Here is a 16,714-nt window from a genome sequence, read left to right on the forward strand (position 1 = left end):
TTTTCTGTCTAACTTTTGGGGTGCAGTTCAAACCTCGGTTTTTTTCTTTTTGAGAAAATTTGCTCATTTAATGAGGATTAAATTCCTCTATGATACAAGTCAGCTTTGTACGTCCAGATGCTACTTCTACAAGCTGCACCATTTAGTGACTTTCAAATATATTACAATCATTTTACATTTGCAAAATATTCTTGAGATATTGTTGATTTGTTGCTATAATGGTGGTAAATCGTATCATTAAGGAGAAGATGATGAAAAATTTTAAACGTCTTTTATTAGCGCTTGTAGCTGTCTTTGCAGCAGTCCTTCTTGTAGCTTGTGGCGCTAAAAGCGATAATGGAACTTATGTTTTTGAGCCAAGCAAAGAAGAGGCTATTAAAATGCTTCCAGAAGAGCTTCAGGGATTGGCTGGTGATGGGTTCAATGTAAAAATTTCGATTGCTATTCAGGGGGATAAGGCTGAATACAAGAGTGAAACTGAATTTGCTGGCAATAAAAAAGAAAGTAAGTATGAGTATAAAGTCGACCAAAAGGCAAAAACTATGAAATATGAAGCACAAGGCATGAAAGTAGAGCTTTCTTATGAAATTTCTAATGATGTACTGACGATAAAGAAAGTTAAAAACTCTGTCGTTAGCGATAATGATTTTTTCAGCAATTACTTGAAAGTTGCTAAGTTCAAAAAAGTTAAATAATAAGTAAGGCAGGATTTAAATCCTGCCTTTGTATATGTATTTATGATGATTTTATACTAGGATTCTAACTAATTCTGGATATTTTAGCGAATATCGTATAGTTTGAACATAGTTATTTGAACATAGTTAAAAGATACACGTTAACAATCTCATTGCGGTGTAATGGAATTGTTGCTATAATTGGAATATTCTATGTAATAAGGAGAAATTATGAAAAACGTTAAACAGATTATTTTGGCTTTCGTCGCAATTTTTGCAGCGATATTTCTTGTAGCCTGTGGTGCAAAAGGCGATAATGGAACTTATGTTTATAAACCGACTAAAGCAGAGATGAAAAAAATTCTCAAAGATCAAGGAGCTTCCAGTTCAGATATTGATTCTCTAAATAATAAATATTCCTTGGAGTTGTCCATTGATATTAACGATTCAAAAGGATATTTAAATATTAAAACTGAGAGACCCGGTCATAAAACTGTAGATTCAACAGAAATTAAAGTTAATCAAAAGACTAAAACAATCGGTGCGCTTGAAGATAAGGGTGAGAAGGTTAGATATAAGATTAAAGGAGATACCCTGACATTGAGCTTTACAAAAGATCAAGAATCGACGAATCAATTTGCGTCGTCTCTTCTAAAAAACGCTAAATTTAAACGTACAAAATAATACAAGAGAAGGGCAGAGAGTATCTGCTCTTTTTCTTCTTTAAAACATCTTGAATCGGTATTAAAATAGTGGTAAAATCTGATTATAAAATACATTAGGAGATTGATTATGAAAAATATTAAACGTATTCTTTTAGCTTTCGTTGCAGTTTTTGCAGCAGTCCTCTTGGTGGCATGTGGTGCCAAAAGTGATAATGGGACTTATGTCTACAAACCATCAAAAACTGAACTCAAGAAAATTCTTGAGGAGCAAGGCTTATCAGGTAGTCAATTAGAGTCTATTGGAAACGTTATTAATTTTGAAGTTTCTATTAAGATCAAAGATTCTAAAGGAACCCTCAGCATCGCGGGTGAAGTCGCTGGTCAAAAGAATGAGCGATCTTATGATGTCAAAATCAATCAAAAAGAGAAAACAATCTCGTCAAATGATGGTAGTGGAGAAAAGATTACATACAAGGTCGATGGTGACTATTTGACATGTGATCTTTCTAAGTTAAGTAATAGCAACCAAGGGGATCTTATGATTCTTAAAAATGCTAAACTCAAACGCACAAAATAATGAAAGTGAAGAGCGGGGAAACCTGCTCTTTTGCTTTACTTTTATGACTGGTTTGATATAATGAGACTACAGATGGGACTGGGGCAGGAATGATTTTCTTTGAAAATGATTTCGTCTCGCTCCCTCTTTTCTGTGTGATCAAGGTTATTATTTATGGAAAAGGAGAATCATCTATGCTTTATATTTGGTCTTACTTGAAAAAGTATCCCAAGTGGCTAGCTCTGAATCTATTTTCAGCGGTCCTGTTTGTTATTGTCAATTTGGGGTTGCCAACGATTCTAGCTCGCATGATTGATGAGGGGATTAACCCGCGTGATGTGGATCGGCTGTATTTCTGGGGCTGGGTCATGTTTGCGATTATTTTGCTTGGGATTGTGGGGCGGATTATCTTGTCTTACGCGGTTGGTCAACTAACGACCACCATGGTCCGCGATATGCGCAATGACCTCTATGCTAAGTTACAGGAGTACTCGCATCACGAGTATGAGCAAATCGGGGTATCGTCATTGGTCACTCGCTTAACTTCTGATGCCTTTGTTTTGATGCAGTTTGCGGATTCTATGTTGAAGATGGGGGTTATCACACCCTTGATGATGGTTTCTAGTGTTCTCTTGATTCTTAAAACCAGTCCTTCTTTAGCGTGGATTGTAGCAGTATCTGTACCATTTCTTGCTGTCGTCGTCTGGTATGTAGCAGTTAAGACACGTCCTCTTTCTGAGAAGCAACAAAAGACACTCGACCATCTTAACCAGTTTGCGCGTGAAAATTTGACTGGACTTCGTGTGATTCGTGCCTTTGCCCGTGAAGAATTCCAAGAGGATAAATTTGCGGCTGAAAATGAAGTCTACGCAGAAAACTCGAATAAATTGTTCAAATTAACTGGTTTGACAGAACCCCTATTTGTGCAGATCATCATTGCTATGATTGTGGCGATTGTCTGGTTTGCTTTGGATCCTCTTCATGACGGTAGTTTGAAAATTGGGGATCTGGTTGCCTTTATTGAGTATAGCTTCCACGCGCTCTTATCTTTCCTCTTTTTAGCTAATCTCTTTACTATGTATCCTCGGACTGCGGTTTCTAGCCGTCGTCTCAAGGAAATCATGGACATGCCCATTTCGATCGATCCAAATGAGAATGGTGTAACAGAAACAGCATCTCGTGGCTATTTGGAATTTGACAATGTCACCTTTGCTTATCCAGGTGAGACAGAGAGTCCAGTTCTTCACAACATTTCCTTTCAAGCCAAACCTGGCGAAACCATTGCCTTTATCGGCTCGACCGGTTCTGGGAAATCTTCACTTGTGCAGTTGATTCCTCGATTCTATGATGTCACCCTAGGGAAGATTTTGGTCGATGGTGTGGATGTCCGTGACTACAATCTGAAAGTCCTTCGCCAAAAGATTGGTTTTATTCCGCAAAAGGCCTTGCTCTTTACGGGAACCATTGCTGAAAACCTTCGTTATGGGAAAGAAGATGCCTCTGTACAAGAGCTAGAACAAGCAGCTGAAATTTCCCAAGCCAAGGAATTTATCGACAGCCGTGAGGAACGCTTTGATACGCATTTGGCAGAAGGTGGTAGCAACCTTTCAGGTGGTCAAAAACAACGCTTGTCTATCGCTCGTGCCGTTGTCAAAGATCCGGATATCTTTATTTTCGATGATTCCTTCTCTGCTTTGGACTACAAGACGGATGCTACTTTGCGGAAACGTCTCAAAGAAGTTACAGGAGATGCGACCGTCTTGATCGTAGCGCAACGCGTGGGAACCATTATGGATGCGGATCAAATTATTGTCTTGGACCAAGGGGAAATCGTCGGTCGAGGAACCCACGATGAATTGATGGAAAGCAATGAGATCTATCGTGAAATCGCTAATTCGCAGCTCGACAGTCCGTCATTAACAGAGGAATAGAAAGGAGAAGCAGATGAAACAAGAACAAAACAGTTTTTCTAGACTATGGACTTACTTGAGAGCCTATCGCTTGGAAGTTTGCTTGTCCATTTTCTTAAAAATCCTGAGTGTCGTCATGAGTGTTGTCGAACCCTTTGTTTTGGGACTTGCCATTACTGAGTTGACAAAAAATCTCATGGATATGGCAAAAGGCCTTGCGGGAGCTGGTCTTAATACCTCCTATATTGCGATCATTATGACGCTCTATCTATTCCGTGGGGTCCTCTATGAGTTGGGATCTTATTATTCCAACTATTTCATGACCAATGCTGTTCAAAAGACCGTTCAGGACATGCGAAATGATTTGTCTCATAAAATCAACCACATTCCCGTTTCTTATTTTGACCGGCATCAGTTTGGAGATTTGCTAGGACGTTTTACTAGCGATGTCGAAACCGTCTCGAATGCCTTGCAACAGTCCTTCTTACAAATCGTTAATGCCATCTTTACCTTGCTCTTTGTCATCAGCATGGTCTTATACTTAAACATCCAGCTGGGGCTAGTGGTCATCTTGTCCATTCCGATCACTTATTTCAGTGCTCGATTTATCATGAAAAAATCTCAGCCTTACTTTAAAGAGCAGGCAGATGTTTTGGGAGCAATGAACGGCTTTGTGCAAGAAAATTTAACAGGCTTTAATGTCCTTAAGCTCTACGTCCGGGAAAAATCTTCCCAGGAAGAGTTTCATGATATTACCCATCACCTTCAAAAAGTAGGATTCAAGGCTAATTTCATTTCAGGCTTAATGATGCCGATTTTAAATGGGATTTCAGATTTGACTTATCTCATTATCGCTTTGTTTGGTGGCTTGCAAGTGTTAGCAGGTCGTTTGACTGTGGGGAATATGCAGGCCTTCGTTCAATATGTTTGGCAGATCAACCAACCGATTCAAAACTTAACCCAATTGGCAGGGCAGCTACAAAGTGCCAAGTCGTCTCTAGATCGGATTTTCCAAGTCATGGATGAACCAGATGAAGTAGCAGATGTAACAGAAACTCTCTCGGGAGATTTGACAGGGCAGGTCAGCTTTAAAAACGTTGATTTCCAATATGTAGCGGACAAACCCTTGATTCGTGATTTCAACCTAGAAGTCAAACCAGGTGAAATGGTGGCCATTGTCGGACCGACCGGAGCAGGGAAAACAACTCTGATTAATCTGCTCATGCGCTTTTACGATGTGACTGCGGGATCGATTACAGTGGATGGTCATGATATTCGCCATCTGTCACGCCAAGATTACCGCAAGCAATTCGGAATGGTGCTTCAGGATGCTTGGTTATATGAAGGAACCATCAAAGAAAACCTTCGCTTTGGTAACCTCGAGGCAACGGATGAAGAAATTGTTGAAGCCGCAAAAGCAGCCAATGTCGATCACTTTATCCGGACGCTTCCTGGTGGTTACAATATGGAAATGAATCAGGAGTCTAGCAATATTTCTCTTGGGCAAAAGCAACTTCTAACTATTGCGCGTGCGCTCCTTGCTGATCCTAAGATTTTGATTTTGGATGAAGCGACGTCTTCTGTCGATACGCGTTTAGAGCTCTTGATTCAAAAAGCGATGAAGAATTTGATGAAAGGGCGGACTAGCTTTGTTATTGCTCACCGCTTGTCTACCATTCAAGAAGCAGATAAAATCCTTGTCCTCAAAGATGGCCAAATCATCGAGCAAGGAAACCACCAATCCTTGTTAGCAGATAAAGGATTCTACTATGAGCTCTACAATAGCCAATTTTCAAATAAAAAAGTGGAATAAGCTAAAGAGGTTGAGACTGGATTTCTCAACCTCTTTTCTATATAAATCCTTTTGCAAAAAATGAAACTATTAGATCATTGCCTATCTTCATTGACAGTGAGAAGGCATATCGGTATACTAGGTATAATCTAATTAGGAGGCCACCATGATGATTCGACCCGTTCAGCTCAGCGATGCAGCAGCTATCCGAGCGATTTACAAACCTTATGTAACAGAGACAGCCATTACCTTTGAGGTTGATGTGCCGACTGTCCAGGAATTTGAAAGACGAATCGCAAAAACGCTGACCCAATTTCCTTATTTGGTCGCAGAAGTGGATGGGAAAGTTGTGGGGTATGCCTATGCCTCGACCTATTATGCACGCGCTGCCTATGATTGGACCACTGAATTATCTATTTATGTCGCAAAAGAAGCGCGTGGACAAGGGATCGGATCGGCTCTTTATACTGCCTTAGAAGAGAAGTTGCAAGCACGAGGCTACTTACGCTTTCTGGCTTGTATCGCAGTGCCGAACGATGCTAGTATAGCTATGCATGAAAAGCGGGGCTATGTCCAAGTCGCTCATTTCCCAAAGATTGGCTATAAGTTTAACAAATGGCATGATGTCGTCTGGATGCAAAAGACCATAGAAGGGCCTGTTAGGAAAATACGGTAGAAACCACGACAATTGTATATCACAATAGCTAATTATCCCTAGCTTTTGCATAGGATTAAACGATACTAATAAAATTACTAAGAGAGACCGGAAAGTTGTGATGGTCTCCCCTACATGAAAGGAACCTATATGACTCAAGTAAGCAGTGCTAGACTGTTACCCCAAAAGCCCTCCAGATGGGCTAAAATTCTACTTAACCGAAAGGTTCCTATTCTCCTGTTCTTCTTACTGGAATTTGCCTTTCTTGTCATTTCATATCTCAGCCTACAAGAGCATTTTCCATCCATTATCTTATGGGAACACTTGTTGAGTGTCTTTACCTTCTTTTACTTGCTCAATCGTTCCATGGATTCTCGTTCCAAACTGTCCTGGGTGATTATCATTGCCCTCTTTCCAATTTTTGGGACTATCTACTTTACTTTTCGTTAGCTGATTTGGGTGTGAGACGCTTGAAGAAGCGGCTTGAGGATGCTACAGTGCAGGCTTCTGACTATCTAAGCACCGATCCAGAAGTTGCTGATTATTTATCCCAAAGTGATCGCCAATTACAGAAATTAGCTTATTTTTTGGAGCATAGTCCAGCCCAGTTTCCTATCTACAGCAACACAGAGGTTACCTATTTTCCGCTTGGAGATGACATGCTTCCATCCTTGTTGGAGGATTTGAAAAAGGCCGAGCGTTATATCTTCATGGAATATTTCATCATTGACGAAGGGATCATGTGGGGTGAGATTTTAGCCATTTTAGAGGAGAAGGCCAATGCAGGTCTGGACGTTCGTGTCATGTTTGATGGGATGAATGAGATGACTACCTTGTCCTATGATTATATCGAGCGCTTGCACAAGGTTGGGATAAAAGCTCAGACCTTCTCACCAGTCAAGCCTATTCTATCAACTTATTACAATTACCGAGACCATCGAAAAATTACAGTAATTGATGGTCAAGTTGCTTATACTGGTGGCGTTAATATCGCTGATGAGTATGTCAATAAACGAGAACGCTTTGGTCATTGGAAGGACACGGCCCTTCGCTTAGATGGTTTAGCAGTTCAAACACTGAAAGCTCTCTTTTTGACCATGTGGACAGTGATTGAAATAGAAGATAAAAGGGATATGGAACACTATCTACAAGAAAAACCTCAGCAAAGAAAGGGCCAGGGCTTTGTACTCCCTTATGGCAATTCGCCACTAACCTACCACAAGGTTGCAGAAAATGTTTATTTACATCTTCTGAATACATCAACTAATTATGTCTATATCATGACGCCTTATTTGATTTTGGATGATGAATTGGTTCGAGCCATGACCTTTGCGGCCAGACGAGGTGTGGATGTTCGTATCATTATGCCAGGTATTCCAGATAAACAGTATGCCTTTGATATTGCGACGACCTATTTTAAATCCCTCTTGGATGCTGGCGTCCGTATTTTCCGTTATACCCCAGGCTTTGTCCGTGCTAAAGTTTATGTTTCTGATAGCCAACAAGCTGTGGTAGGAACCATTAATACAGACTACCGAAGTCTCTATCAAAATTTTGAAGATGGGGTTTTTCTCTACAAAAATCTGGAAGTGCTTCATATTGAACAAGATTTTGAGAGAACCCAGGCTCTCTCAGAGGAAGTCACTCTAGAAAGTTTATCTAAAATTCCTATGGCTCATCGTCTGGGTGGCTATCTCTTTTCTTTAATTGGGCCTTTGATGTAAAAAAGGAGGAAATCATATGGATACAAAAATTCTTTTGAAATTGTTAGAAAACCAAGCTGATCCAGCGAAAGTCCCAGCAATGGAAGCTTATATGAAAAATAAATTCAGCTTTCTTGGCGTTCAAAAACCAATTCTCAAAAAGATTGAAAGAGAGTTTTTTAAACCTTTCATAAAGGATCCAATTGATTGGACTTTTGTGGAAGAGTGTTGGCAGAAACCTTACCGTGAGTTCCAATATATTGCTATGGATTATCTGGATAAAAAGAAGAAGGAGCTTAGACCTGAAGATTTTCCAAAGCTGAAACAGTTAGCTCAGACCAAGTCCTGGTGGGATAGTATTGATCAGTTGGACCTCATCATGGGAGAGATTACTTTTCACTATCCAGAAACCAAGCAGGTTATGCTGGATTGGAGTAAGGATCAGGACTTTTGGTTGAGACGGATTGCCATTGACCACCAGCTTATGTGTAAAGATTTGACAGATACTGATCTACTAGCAGAGGTTATCTGTAACAACTTTGGACAGACAGAGTTTTTCATTAATAAGGCTATCGGTTGGAGTTTACGCAATTATTCCAAGGTTAATCCGGATTGGGTAGGGGCCTTTATCGACCGCTATCGAGAGCAGTAATCTCCTTTGAGTATTCGAGAAGGAAGCAAGTACCTACCTTCTTGACAGTTTGTGGATGTTCATGGTAAACTAGATTTATGCGATGAGTCGATTGGCTCTTAGGAGCCTTTTGCGCTGAGGAGGTCTACATTCAATTGTAACGCAGGAGCGGACCTTGAACAGTTGTGTGAACCGGCTGTTCTCACCGAAAGGTGCCTCGAATCCCTTACCATTTGGCAGGGGATTTTTTTGTTTGTTCCTTATCTGAGGAGCTTTTCGATTAGATTGGTTATCTAATCTGTTGTCCAATAAACCCTTCTAAAAAAGAAGAGACTTCCATAGTATGTTTGCTCTAATTTTATCACAGTGGTATAATAGGTTAAAAGATATAGTCCTATCTTTCATACCACCCATGGAAAGGAGATGTCTATGGAAGTTGAACAAAACCAGTCAAAGACTAGATGGTCGCAAGAAAAATTTCAGCGAATTAGTGAGCTGGAAAATTCAAAAGAGTATCAAGACCGGCTGTTTCTTATGAAAGAACAGATGAAGAGCAATCTTCATTGGAGGGCCGTCACCATTCTTGGTATTATTTTAGCTATACTATCTTTCCTACTTTTTAGATTGCGAGCAGTTATTATCATTCTTCCTGTTCTCGTTTTCTATTATTTACCTCAATACAAAAAAAGGCAGGCTTTATTCGGGGATAATGTTAGGTCCAATGACGAAATTTATATTAACGATTTTCTCTGTCCTATTCTGAAAGAAGTCTTTCCTCAAGCAGAGTTAACCTTGACAGCTAACTATGCTATGGATGCTTTACAGGTAGTTAGTCCTCGGTCAACCAAGTTTAATCTCTTTAATCAACTGTCCTTCCATAATGAAAGTAATCTCACAGTCGCCAACCTTTATGCTCACCATACAGAGACCAGGTATGAAACAGACTCAAATGGACACACCAGAACTGTTCAAGAAGAAGTGACTGATTTCGTTGGTCAACTCTTTTCTCTAAAAGCTCCGAGTCCCTTCCCAGGACATATGCGGGTAGTTCCAACCAAGAAATCCCTCTTTTTCAAAAGAGAAGTCAAGGGAGCCTATCCAGGTCCTGGGAAAAACGAAGTACAAATTGAAACAGAAGATATCCAGAACAATGAGAACTACAATATTTATTGTACAGATGAATTTGCTGCTCGAAAATTTTTGAAGCCTAAGGTATTAGACTGGTTCGATAGGCAGATTGCTCAAAATGCGATGTGTGTCTATTTGGTAGAGGATCGTCTCTATATTTCCTTGTATACCAATCGCTATATTTTCCCAACACCAAGAAAGAAACAAGCTGTTGAAAATCTTTCCTTAGCTGCAGAGTATCAAAAGCTCTGTATGGAGATTGACATCATCGATGAATTAACCAATATTTTTAAAGGAGAATGACTATGTCAGGTTTAGTAATTGCTCTTATTATTTTTGCTCTAGTAGTTGTTATGTGGTTTATCGGAGAAAGCAATCGCTTGAACCGTTATCAGGTCATGATTGATGAATCAAAGAAAACCGTCGATATTACCCTGGTCAAACGTTACGATACCATTTCGGAAATGCTAAAAGTAGCCAAAGCCTATGCCAAACATGAACAACAGATTTTCACTGATTTAGTTGCTTTACGCCAAGGAGCGACTATTCAAGAATCCAATCAAGTCATTACCAATCAAAATGATGTCTTGGCACAAATTCGTGCAGTTGCTGAAAACTATCCAGAGCTCTTGTCTTCTAACCAATTCTTGGCCTTGCAAAAGGAAATTGCTGACGAAAATGAAGATCTTGCTGCAGCGAAGCGAATTGTTAACAGTAATGTCAGCCACATCAATCAAGAAATTGTTTCCTTTCCAGCGTCTATCGTAGCAGGTGTAAAGGGGATCCATCAAGTTCCATTTCTTGCTGAAGAAACACAAGGTAAGAAAGATTTAAGTGACTTGAACTATGACCTGAACTAAAGAGCTATTTATGATAAATAACCATCAACAATCCTGGTCTTAGAATCAGGATTTTTTCCTACTGTTGGTACTTTTCATTTATGCCAAAAAATTGTATAATAGTACAAATACTCAATTTTTAGAAAATTTTGAAAGAGGATTTACTATGGGATACACAGTTGCTGTTGTCGGTGCTACAGGTGCCGTTGGTGCTCAAATGATCAAAATGTTGGAAGAATCTACTCTTCCAATCGATAAAATTCGCTACCTTGCGTCAGCACGTTCTGCAGGAAAAGTCTTGCAATTTAAAGGGCAAGACGTGACCATCGAAGAAACGACTGAAGATGCTTTTGAAGGCGTTGATATTGCTCTTTTCTCAGCTGGTGGTTCAACATCTGCCAAATATGCACCTTATGCGGTAAAAGCAGGCGCAGTAGTGGTTGATAACACTTCTTATTTCCGTCAAAATCCGGATGTCCCTTTGGTTGTTCCTGAAGTGAATGCACATGCGCTTGATGCTCACAACGGAATCATCTCTTGTCCAAACTGTTCAACCATTCAAATGATGGTGGCTCTTGAACCCGTTCGTCAAAAATGGGGCTTGGACCGTATCATCGTGTCTACTTACCAAGCTGTATCAGGTGCTGGTATGGGAGCTATTCTTGAAACCCAACGTGAGTTGAAGGAAGTCTTGAATGATGGGGTCAACCCACGCGATGTCAAAGCGGAAATCTTGCCATGTGGTGGTGATAAAAAACATTACCCAATTGCTTTCAACGCTCTTCCACAAATCGACGTCTTCACAGAAAACGACTATACTTACGAAGAAATGAAGATGACAAATGAAACCAAGAAAATCATGGAAGATGATAGCATTGCCGTTTCAGCAACTTGCGTGCGGATTCCAGTCTTGTCAGCTCACTCAGAGTCAGTCTACATTGAAACAAAAGAAGTGGCACCAATTGACGAAGTGAAAGCTGCTATTGCAGAATTCCCAGGTGCAGTTCTTGAAGATGATGTTGCTCACCAAATCTACCCACAAGCGGTTAATGCGGTCGGTTCACGTGATACCTTTGTTGGACGGATTCGTAAAGACTTGGATGCTGAAAAAGGAATCCACATGTGGGTTGTTTCAGATAACCTCCTTAAAGGAGCTGCTTGGAACTCAGTCCAAATCGCAGAAACTCTTCACGAACGTGGACTCGTACGTCCAACAGCTGAATTGAAATTTGAGTTGAAGTAGGGAGCGAAACAGAAATCAGCAACTCGAAGAGTTTGATTTCTTCCTCAGCTTTCTAACGAATCAACTTGTTTTATGAACAGATCATGAGGCAAAGGCAAGCAAGCCCCAGCCTCTTTCTTATATAGAGAAAGGTTTTTCTATGTCTTATAATGATTTAAAAGATTGTAAAATTATCACTGCATTTATCACCCCCTTCCATGAAGATGGGAGCATTAATTTTGACGCTCTTCCTGCCTTGATCGAGCACCTCTTGGCACATCATACAGATGGGATTCTCTTAGCTGGAACGACTGCAGAAAGTCCAACTCTGACCCACGATGAGGAATTGCAACTCTTTGCGGCTGTTCAAAAGATTGTCAATGGTCGAGTTCCTTTGATCGCTGGTGTCGGAACCAATGAAACCCGCGACTCGATTGAGTTCGTTAAAGAAGTGGATGCTTTTGGTGGCTTTGCAGCAGGATTGGCTATCGTCCCTTACTACAACAAACCATCCCAAGAAGGCATGTATCAACACTTTAAAGCGATTGCGGATGCATCCAATCTTCCGATTATTATCTACAATATTCCTGGACGTGTGGTTGTGGAAATGACGCCTGAAACCATGCTTCGTTTGGCGGAACATCCAAACATCATCGGGGTCAAAGAGTGTACAACCCTTGCGAATATGGCCTACTTGATTGAACACAAGCCAGAAGAATTTCTCGTCTATACAGGGGAAGATGGAGATGCTTTCCATGCGATGAACCTTGGTGCAGATGGAGTGATCTCAGTGGCTTCTCATACAAATGGAGATGAAATGCATGAGATGTTCCAAGCGATTGAACACAACGATATTAAAAAAGCTGCGGCTATCCAACGTCAGTTTATCCCTAAAGTCAACGCTCTCTTCTCATATCCGAGTCCAGCTCCTGTCAAAGCTGTCTTGAACTATATGGGCTTTGAAGCAGGGCCAACTCGTTTGCCATTGGTGCCAGCACCGGCAGAAGATGCGAAGCGCATCATCAAGGTTGTAGTAGATGGGGATTACCATGCAACCAAAGAGATCATTACGGGAGTTCTTCGTCCGGATTATTAAAAAATTGTCATGAGGAATGTATGTCAGAGATAGAGAAAACAGAGTTAGAAAAAACGGATTCAGAAAAATCAGAACTAGAAAAATTTAAAGAACGTCATAGTCTTGAAAAGTTAGATGGTGTGATGATCCATGATAAACCGACCATTAAAACAGGCGAAAAAGCTGGATGCATCGGTGCACTCTTACTTCTAATTGGATTTGGTACAGGAATTATTTTGTTGCTAGTTCATTTCATATATGATTTCGATTCCAAGCTACTCAATTTTCTTTGGGAATCAATAGCAGCTTTAGGATTTATTTTTAGTTTAGCAGGAGCTTTTCAAATTGGTCCCCTTACGATTCACCGCTACTCAAGAGAAGCCGACAAGGATAAACATTTTGAAATTGATAGAGCCTACAATCTCTATAATATTCTCTATAAACCGACTAAAACAGTCCTTCTCCAATATGATAGTGACGAAGATCAGCTGATTGCTGTCAATGCTGGTGGTGAACTATTAGTGGAACTCCTTAGAAAAGTAGAGATGGAGAAGTTATCCCTGAAGAAGATTTTGAAGACCTTCCGTTTGGACCATGTCTCTGACCATCTTTGGAGATTGACCTACAGCTATAAAAAAGAAGATGTGGTCATGGAAAAAAGTGATCGTTAGATTTTTTCATCCAATCAAGCAAAGTAAGTCATGAAAAGAGCTTTGATTCTTTGTAAAAAAATTATATAATAAAGTAGTAGGTCTTCATTTCTTTATAAAGGAAATGGAGTATTCATGAAAATTTAAAATAAAGGAGACTCCGATGGAAGTCATTAAACGTAGTGGAGAAGTGGTTGAATTCAACCCAGATAAAATTTACCAAGCTATTTTGAAAGCTGCGCAAGTTGTCTATGTTTTGACAGATGATTTGCGACAAAACTTAGCTCAAGTAACGAAGAAAGTTGCCATGGATTTGGATGAAGCTCAAGTAGAACGCGCAACCATCAGCATGATCCAATCAATGGTTGAGCACCGTTTACTTGGTGCTGGTTATATTACCATTGCAGAACACTACATTTCTTATCGCTTGCAACGCGATTTGGAACGGAGCGGCTATGGTGATCACATCGCCGTGCATTTGCATTTTGAGCAAATTCGCTAGAATATAAAATAGAAGTTACTTAGGTAGCTTCTTTTTTAGTATTTTTATTAATCACAGTGATTCAAGAAAACATGGTATAATAGAAGAGATTGAACTGGAAAGGAAGTGAGATTATGGCAACTATTCAATGGTTTCCTGGACACATGTCCAAAGCTAGAAGACAAGTACAAGAAAATTTAAAATTCGTGGATTTTGTGACGGTTCTGGTAGATGCTCGTTTGCCACTATCAAGCCAAAATCCTATGTTAACGAAAATTGTTGGTGATAAGCCTAAATTAATGATTTTGAATAAGGTAGACTTGGCAGATCCTGTGGCAACAAAAGAATGGCAGGACTATTTTGAGTCTCAAGGCATCAAAACCCTGGCTATCAACTCCAAAGAGCAGTCAACAGTCAAAAAAGTAACAGATGCTGCTAAGAGCTTGATGGCTGATAAAATTGCTCGTCAAAAGGAACGGGGAATTCAGATTGAAACCCTTCGGACCATGATCATCGGGATTCCTAATGCTGGGAAATCAACTTTGATGAACCGCTTAGCAGGGAAAAAGATTGCTGTCGTTGGAAATAAACCAGGGGTGACCAAGGGGCAACAATGGTTGAAAACCAATAAAGACCTTGAAATTTTGGATACCCCAGGGATTCTCTGGCCTAAGTTTGAAGATGAAGAAGTGGCTTTAAAGCTTGCCTTAACAGGAGCGATAAAGGATCAGTTGCTTCCAATGGATGAAGTGACCATCTTTGGCCTTAACTATTTCAAAGAGCACTATCCAGCTGTTTTGCAGGAACGTTTTAAACAAATGGATCTGGAACAAGAAGCTCCTGAAATCATTATGGATATGACCCAGAAATTAGGATTTCGCGAAGATTACGATCGTTTTTACCAACTCTTTGTCAAAGATGTTCGCGATGGGAAATTGGGACGGTATACGTTGGATCGCGTAGGGGAAATTGATGGCAACCATTAAGGAAATTAAAGAACAATTAGCAAACATCCAGAGGTTAGATGACCCTTTATTGGCTGAATTGGAAAAGGATGATCGATCTGGTGTGATCCAAGCGATCGCAAAGCGAAAAAGAGAAATCCAAAAACGGATAAATGAAGATGAGCGCTTGGAAGGAATGCTGGCCTATGAAAAAGAATGCTATGCGCGTGGGATGGAGCTCATTGCAGGAGTGGATGAAGTGGGACGTGGCCCATTAGCGGGACCAGTTGTTGCAGCTGCCGTGATCTTGCCGAAAGCTTGTAAGATTCCAGGACTCAACGATAGTAAAAAGATTCCAAAATCCAAACACAAGGAAATCTATGAGGCTGTGCTCCAAAATGCCATTGCGATCGGAATCGGCGTCAAGGACAATCAAGTGATTGATCAGGTTAATATCTATGAAGCTACGAAGCTAGCCATGATGGAGGCCATTGGTCAGCTAGATCCTCAACCCCAGCATCTTTTGATTGATGCCATGAAGTTGGATCTTCCTATTTCCCAAACTAGTATCATCAAAGGGGATGCTAACTCCTTATCCATTGCTGCAGCATCCATCGTAGCCAAGGTGACTCGGGATCAGATGATAGAAGAGTTTGATCGAAAATATCCTGGCTATGATTTTGCGCAGAACGCTGGCTATGGGACAGCTAAGCATCTGGCTGGCCTCGACAAGCTGGGAGTGACTCCTATCCATCGGCGTTCATTTGAACCTGTCAAATCAATGTGTGAGGATTAGGCTATGCTATTTACCATCGATATCGGAGGGACCTTTATAAAGTACGGTCTGATCAATGCAGACTATCAATTGATCCATACAGACAAGATCCCAACACCACCTACGATTGAGGACTTTTGGCAAGGATTAGAAGGAATCATTACACCCGTAAGGGAAGAAATCGAGGGGATCGCCATTTCATGCCCTGGTGAGATCCAAAAGAGCCTTGGCTTTGTCTTTCGAGGTGGTCTCATTCCATATTTGCGAGGCATTCCTCTAGCAAGTAGATTGCAACAAACATTTCAAGTCCCTGTCACTGTTCTCAATGATGGAGAAGCCGCTGGTCTAGCGGAAGCAAAGCTTGGTAACCTAAAAGCTTGTCCTTGCGGTGCGACCTTGGTCTTGGGGACAGGAGTTGGCCTTGCTCTTCTCTCTAATGGCGAGCTATTGAGAGGATGGCAACTGACAGAATACATTCGGTCTATTGATAAGGCAGAAAGAACACCAGAAAATCGCCGCTTTCATCGCGAACTCTTTTTGCAAGGTATTTCCAATCTTTTGGAAAACACCGGTTCAGCTGTTCAATTTGTTGAGAAAGCTAGTCACATCTTGAACCTAGAAAAGGCAGATGGTGTAGCTGTTTTCAAGGCTCTTGATAAAGGAGGCCATGAGGAGCTGACATCCTTGTTTCAGGAGTATTGTCATGATATTGCTATTCTGATTTTTAATCTTCAATCTTTGCTCTTGCTTGAGAAGGTGACGATTGGAGGGGGCATTAGTAGTCAACCACTACTGATCGATGAGATCAGTCGACAATACCATGACCTGCTCTCTCAAAAAGGGCATAAACAATTTGAGGCCTTGCCCATTCAAGCGGCTCGCTTCCATAATGAAAGCAACTTGATTGGTGCCGCATCTTACTTTTATTATTCTATACATCAAAAAAAGTTCTAGAAATAGAGCTTTTTTTCTTTTCTTTTTCGAATAAATAAGTGAGAGGAAGTAGAAGGTGAC

16 protein-coding genes and 1 pseudogene are annotated in these 16,714 nt (G+C 40.6%); all 17 read left to right on the plus strand.

All coding sequences use genetic code 11. From position 1 onward, the window contains the following. Window positions 1-251 precede the first annotated feature (251 nt). The 17 genes and pseudogenes from HMPREF2904_RS00005 to HMPREF2904_RS00085 all read left to right on the plus strand — a co-directional run bounded on the left by HMPREF2904_RS00005 (window position 252) and on the right by HMPREF2904_RS00085 (window position 16,654). Window positions 252-695, plus strand: coding sequence for a hypothetical protein (locus HMPREF2904_RS00005; protein WP_070659192.1), 444 nt, complete (start codon window positions 252-254; stop codon window positions 693-695). A gap of 210 nt (window positions 696-905) precedes the next feature. Next, window positions 906-1,358 carry a hypothetical protein gene (locus HMPREF2904_RS00010; RefSeq protein ID WP_070659196.1) on the plus strand — a complete coding sequence of 151 codons (453 nt, stop codon included), beginning with the start codon at window positions 906-908 and terminating at the stop codon, window positions 1,356-1,358. Between the two features lie 108 nt (window positions 1,359-1,466). After that, a complete protein-coding gene (locus HMPREF2904_RS00015; protein ID WP_070659198.1) occupies window positions 1,467-1,916 on the plus strand; it encodes a hypothetical protein in 450 nt (149 codons plus the stop codon). A 173-nt stretch (window positions 1,917-2,089) separates the two neighbouring features. Beyond that, window positions 2,090-3,826 (plus strand): ABC transporter ATP-binding protein, encoded by a 1,737-nt coding sequence (locus HMPREF2904_RS00020; protein WP_070659253.1) that lies wholly within the window; start codon window positions 2,090-2,092, stop codon window positions 3,824-3,826. Between the two features lie 13 nt (window positions 3,827-3,839). Next, the gene (locus HMPREF2904_RS00025) at window positions 3,840-5,618 is read left to right on the plus strand and encodes an ABC transporter ATP-binding protein (protein ID WP_070659200.1); all 1,779 of its coding nucleotides are present in this window, start codon (window positions 3,840-3,842) and stop codon (window positions 5,616-5,618) included. A gap of 145 nt (window positions 5,619-5,763) precedes the next feature. Next, window positions 5,764-6,273 (plus strand): GNAT family N-acetyltransferase, encoded by a 510-nt coding sequence (locus tag HMPREF2904_RS00030; protein ID WP_070659202.1) that lies wholly within the window; start codon window positions 5,764-5,766, stop codon window positions 6,271-6,273. Window positions 6,274-6,402: 129 nt separating this feature from the next. Continuing rightward, window positions 6,403-7,976, plus strand: a pseudogene (gene cls, locus HMPREF2904_RS00035) (cardiolipin synthase). Window positions 7,977-7,992: 16 nt separating this feature from the next. Beyond that, entirely contained in the window at window positions 7,993-8,607 is a 615-nt protein-coding gene (locus HMPREF2904_RS00040; RefSeq protein WP_070659204.1) for a DNA alkylation repair protein, read from the plus strand. 408 nt (window positions 8,608-9,015) lie between these two features. Then, a complete protein-coding gene (locus tag HMPREF2904_RS00045; protein WP_083307508.1) occupies window positions 9,016-10,017 on the plus strand; it encodes a DUF3137 domain-containing protein in 1,002 nt (333 codons plus the stop codon). Window positions 10,018-10,019: 2 nt separating this feature from the next. Continuing rightward, entirely contained in the window at window positions 10,020-10,574 is a 555-nt protein-coding gene (locus HMPREF2904_RS00050; RefSeq protein ID WP_070659209.1) for a LemA family protein, read from the plus strand. A 145-nt stretch (window positions 10,575-10,719) separates the two neighbouring features. Further along, the gene (locus HMPREF2904_RS00055) at window positions 10,720-11,796 is read left to right on the plus strand and encodes an aspartate-semialdehyde dehydrogenase (protein WP_049473189.1); all 1,077 of its coding nucleotides are present in this window, start codon (window positions 10,720-10,722) and stop codon (window positions 11,794-11,796) included. Window positions 11,797-11,935: 139 nt separating this feature from the next. Continuing rightward, window positions 11,936-12,871, plus strand: a complete 936-nt coding sequence (dapA, locus tag HMPREF2904_RS00060; RefSeq protein WP_070659211.1) for a 4-hydroxy-tetrahydrodipicolinate synthase — start codon at window positions 11,936-11,938, stop codon at window positions 12,869-12,871. A gap of 20 nt (window positions 12,872-12,891) precedes the next feature. After that, window positions 12,892-13,521 carry a hypothetical protein gene (locus HMPREF2904_RS00065; RefSeq protein WP_070659214.1) on the plus strand — a complete coding sequence of 210 codons (630 nt, stop codon included), beginning with the start codon at window positions 12,892-12,894 and terminating at the stop codon, window positions 13,519-13,521. 142 nt (window positions 13,522-13,663) lie between these two features. Then, entirely contained in the window at window positions 13,664-14,002 is a 339-nt protein-coding gene (locus HMPREF2904_RS00070) for an ATP cone domain-containing protein (RefSeq protein WP_049514815.1), read from the plus strand. 113 nt (window positions 14,003-14,115) lie between these two features. Next, the gene (gene ylqF / locus HMPREF2904_RS00075; RefSeq protein ID WP_070659215.1) at window positions 14,116-14,967 is read left to right on the plus strand and encodes a ribosome biogenesis GTPase YlqF; all 852 of its coding nucleotides are present in this window, start codon (window positions 14,116-14,118) and stop codon (window positions 14,965-14,967) included. Beyond that, window positions 14,954-15,721: a ribonuclease HII gene (locus HMPREF2904_RS00080; RefSeq protein WP_070659217.1), complete on the plus strand. Its 768-nt coding sequence runs from the start codon at window positions 14,954-14,956 to the stop codon at window positions 15,719-15,721. The genes ylqF and HMPREF2904_RS00080 overlap by 14 nt, the downstream gene beginning before the upstream one ends. 3 nt (window positions 15,722-15,724) lie before the next feature. Continuing rightward, on the plus strand, window positions 15,725-16,654 hold the full coding sequence (locus HMPREF2904_RS00085) for an ROK family protein (RefSeq protein WP_070659220.1): 930 nt from the start codon (window positions 15,725-15,727) through the stop codon (window positions 16,652-16,654). The last annotated feature ends 60 nt before the right edge of the window (window positions 16,655-16,714 follow it).

This window comes from Streptococcus sp. HMSC072G04 (genome assembly GCF_001813295.1).
Lineage (GTDB): Bacteria > Bacillota > Bacilli > Lactobacillales > Streptococcaceae > Streptococcus.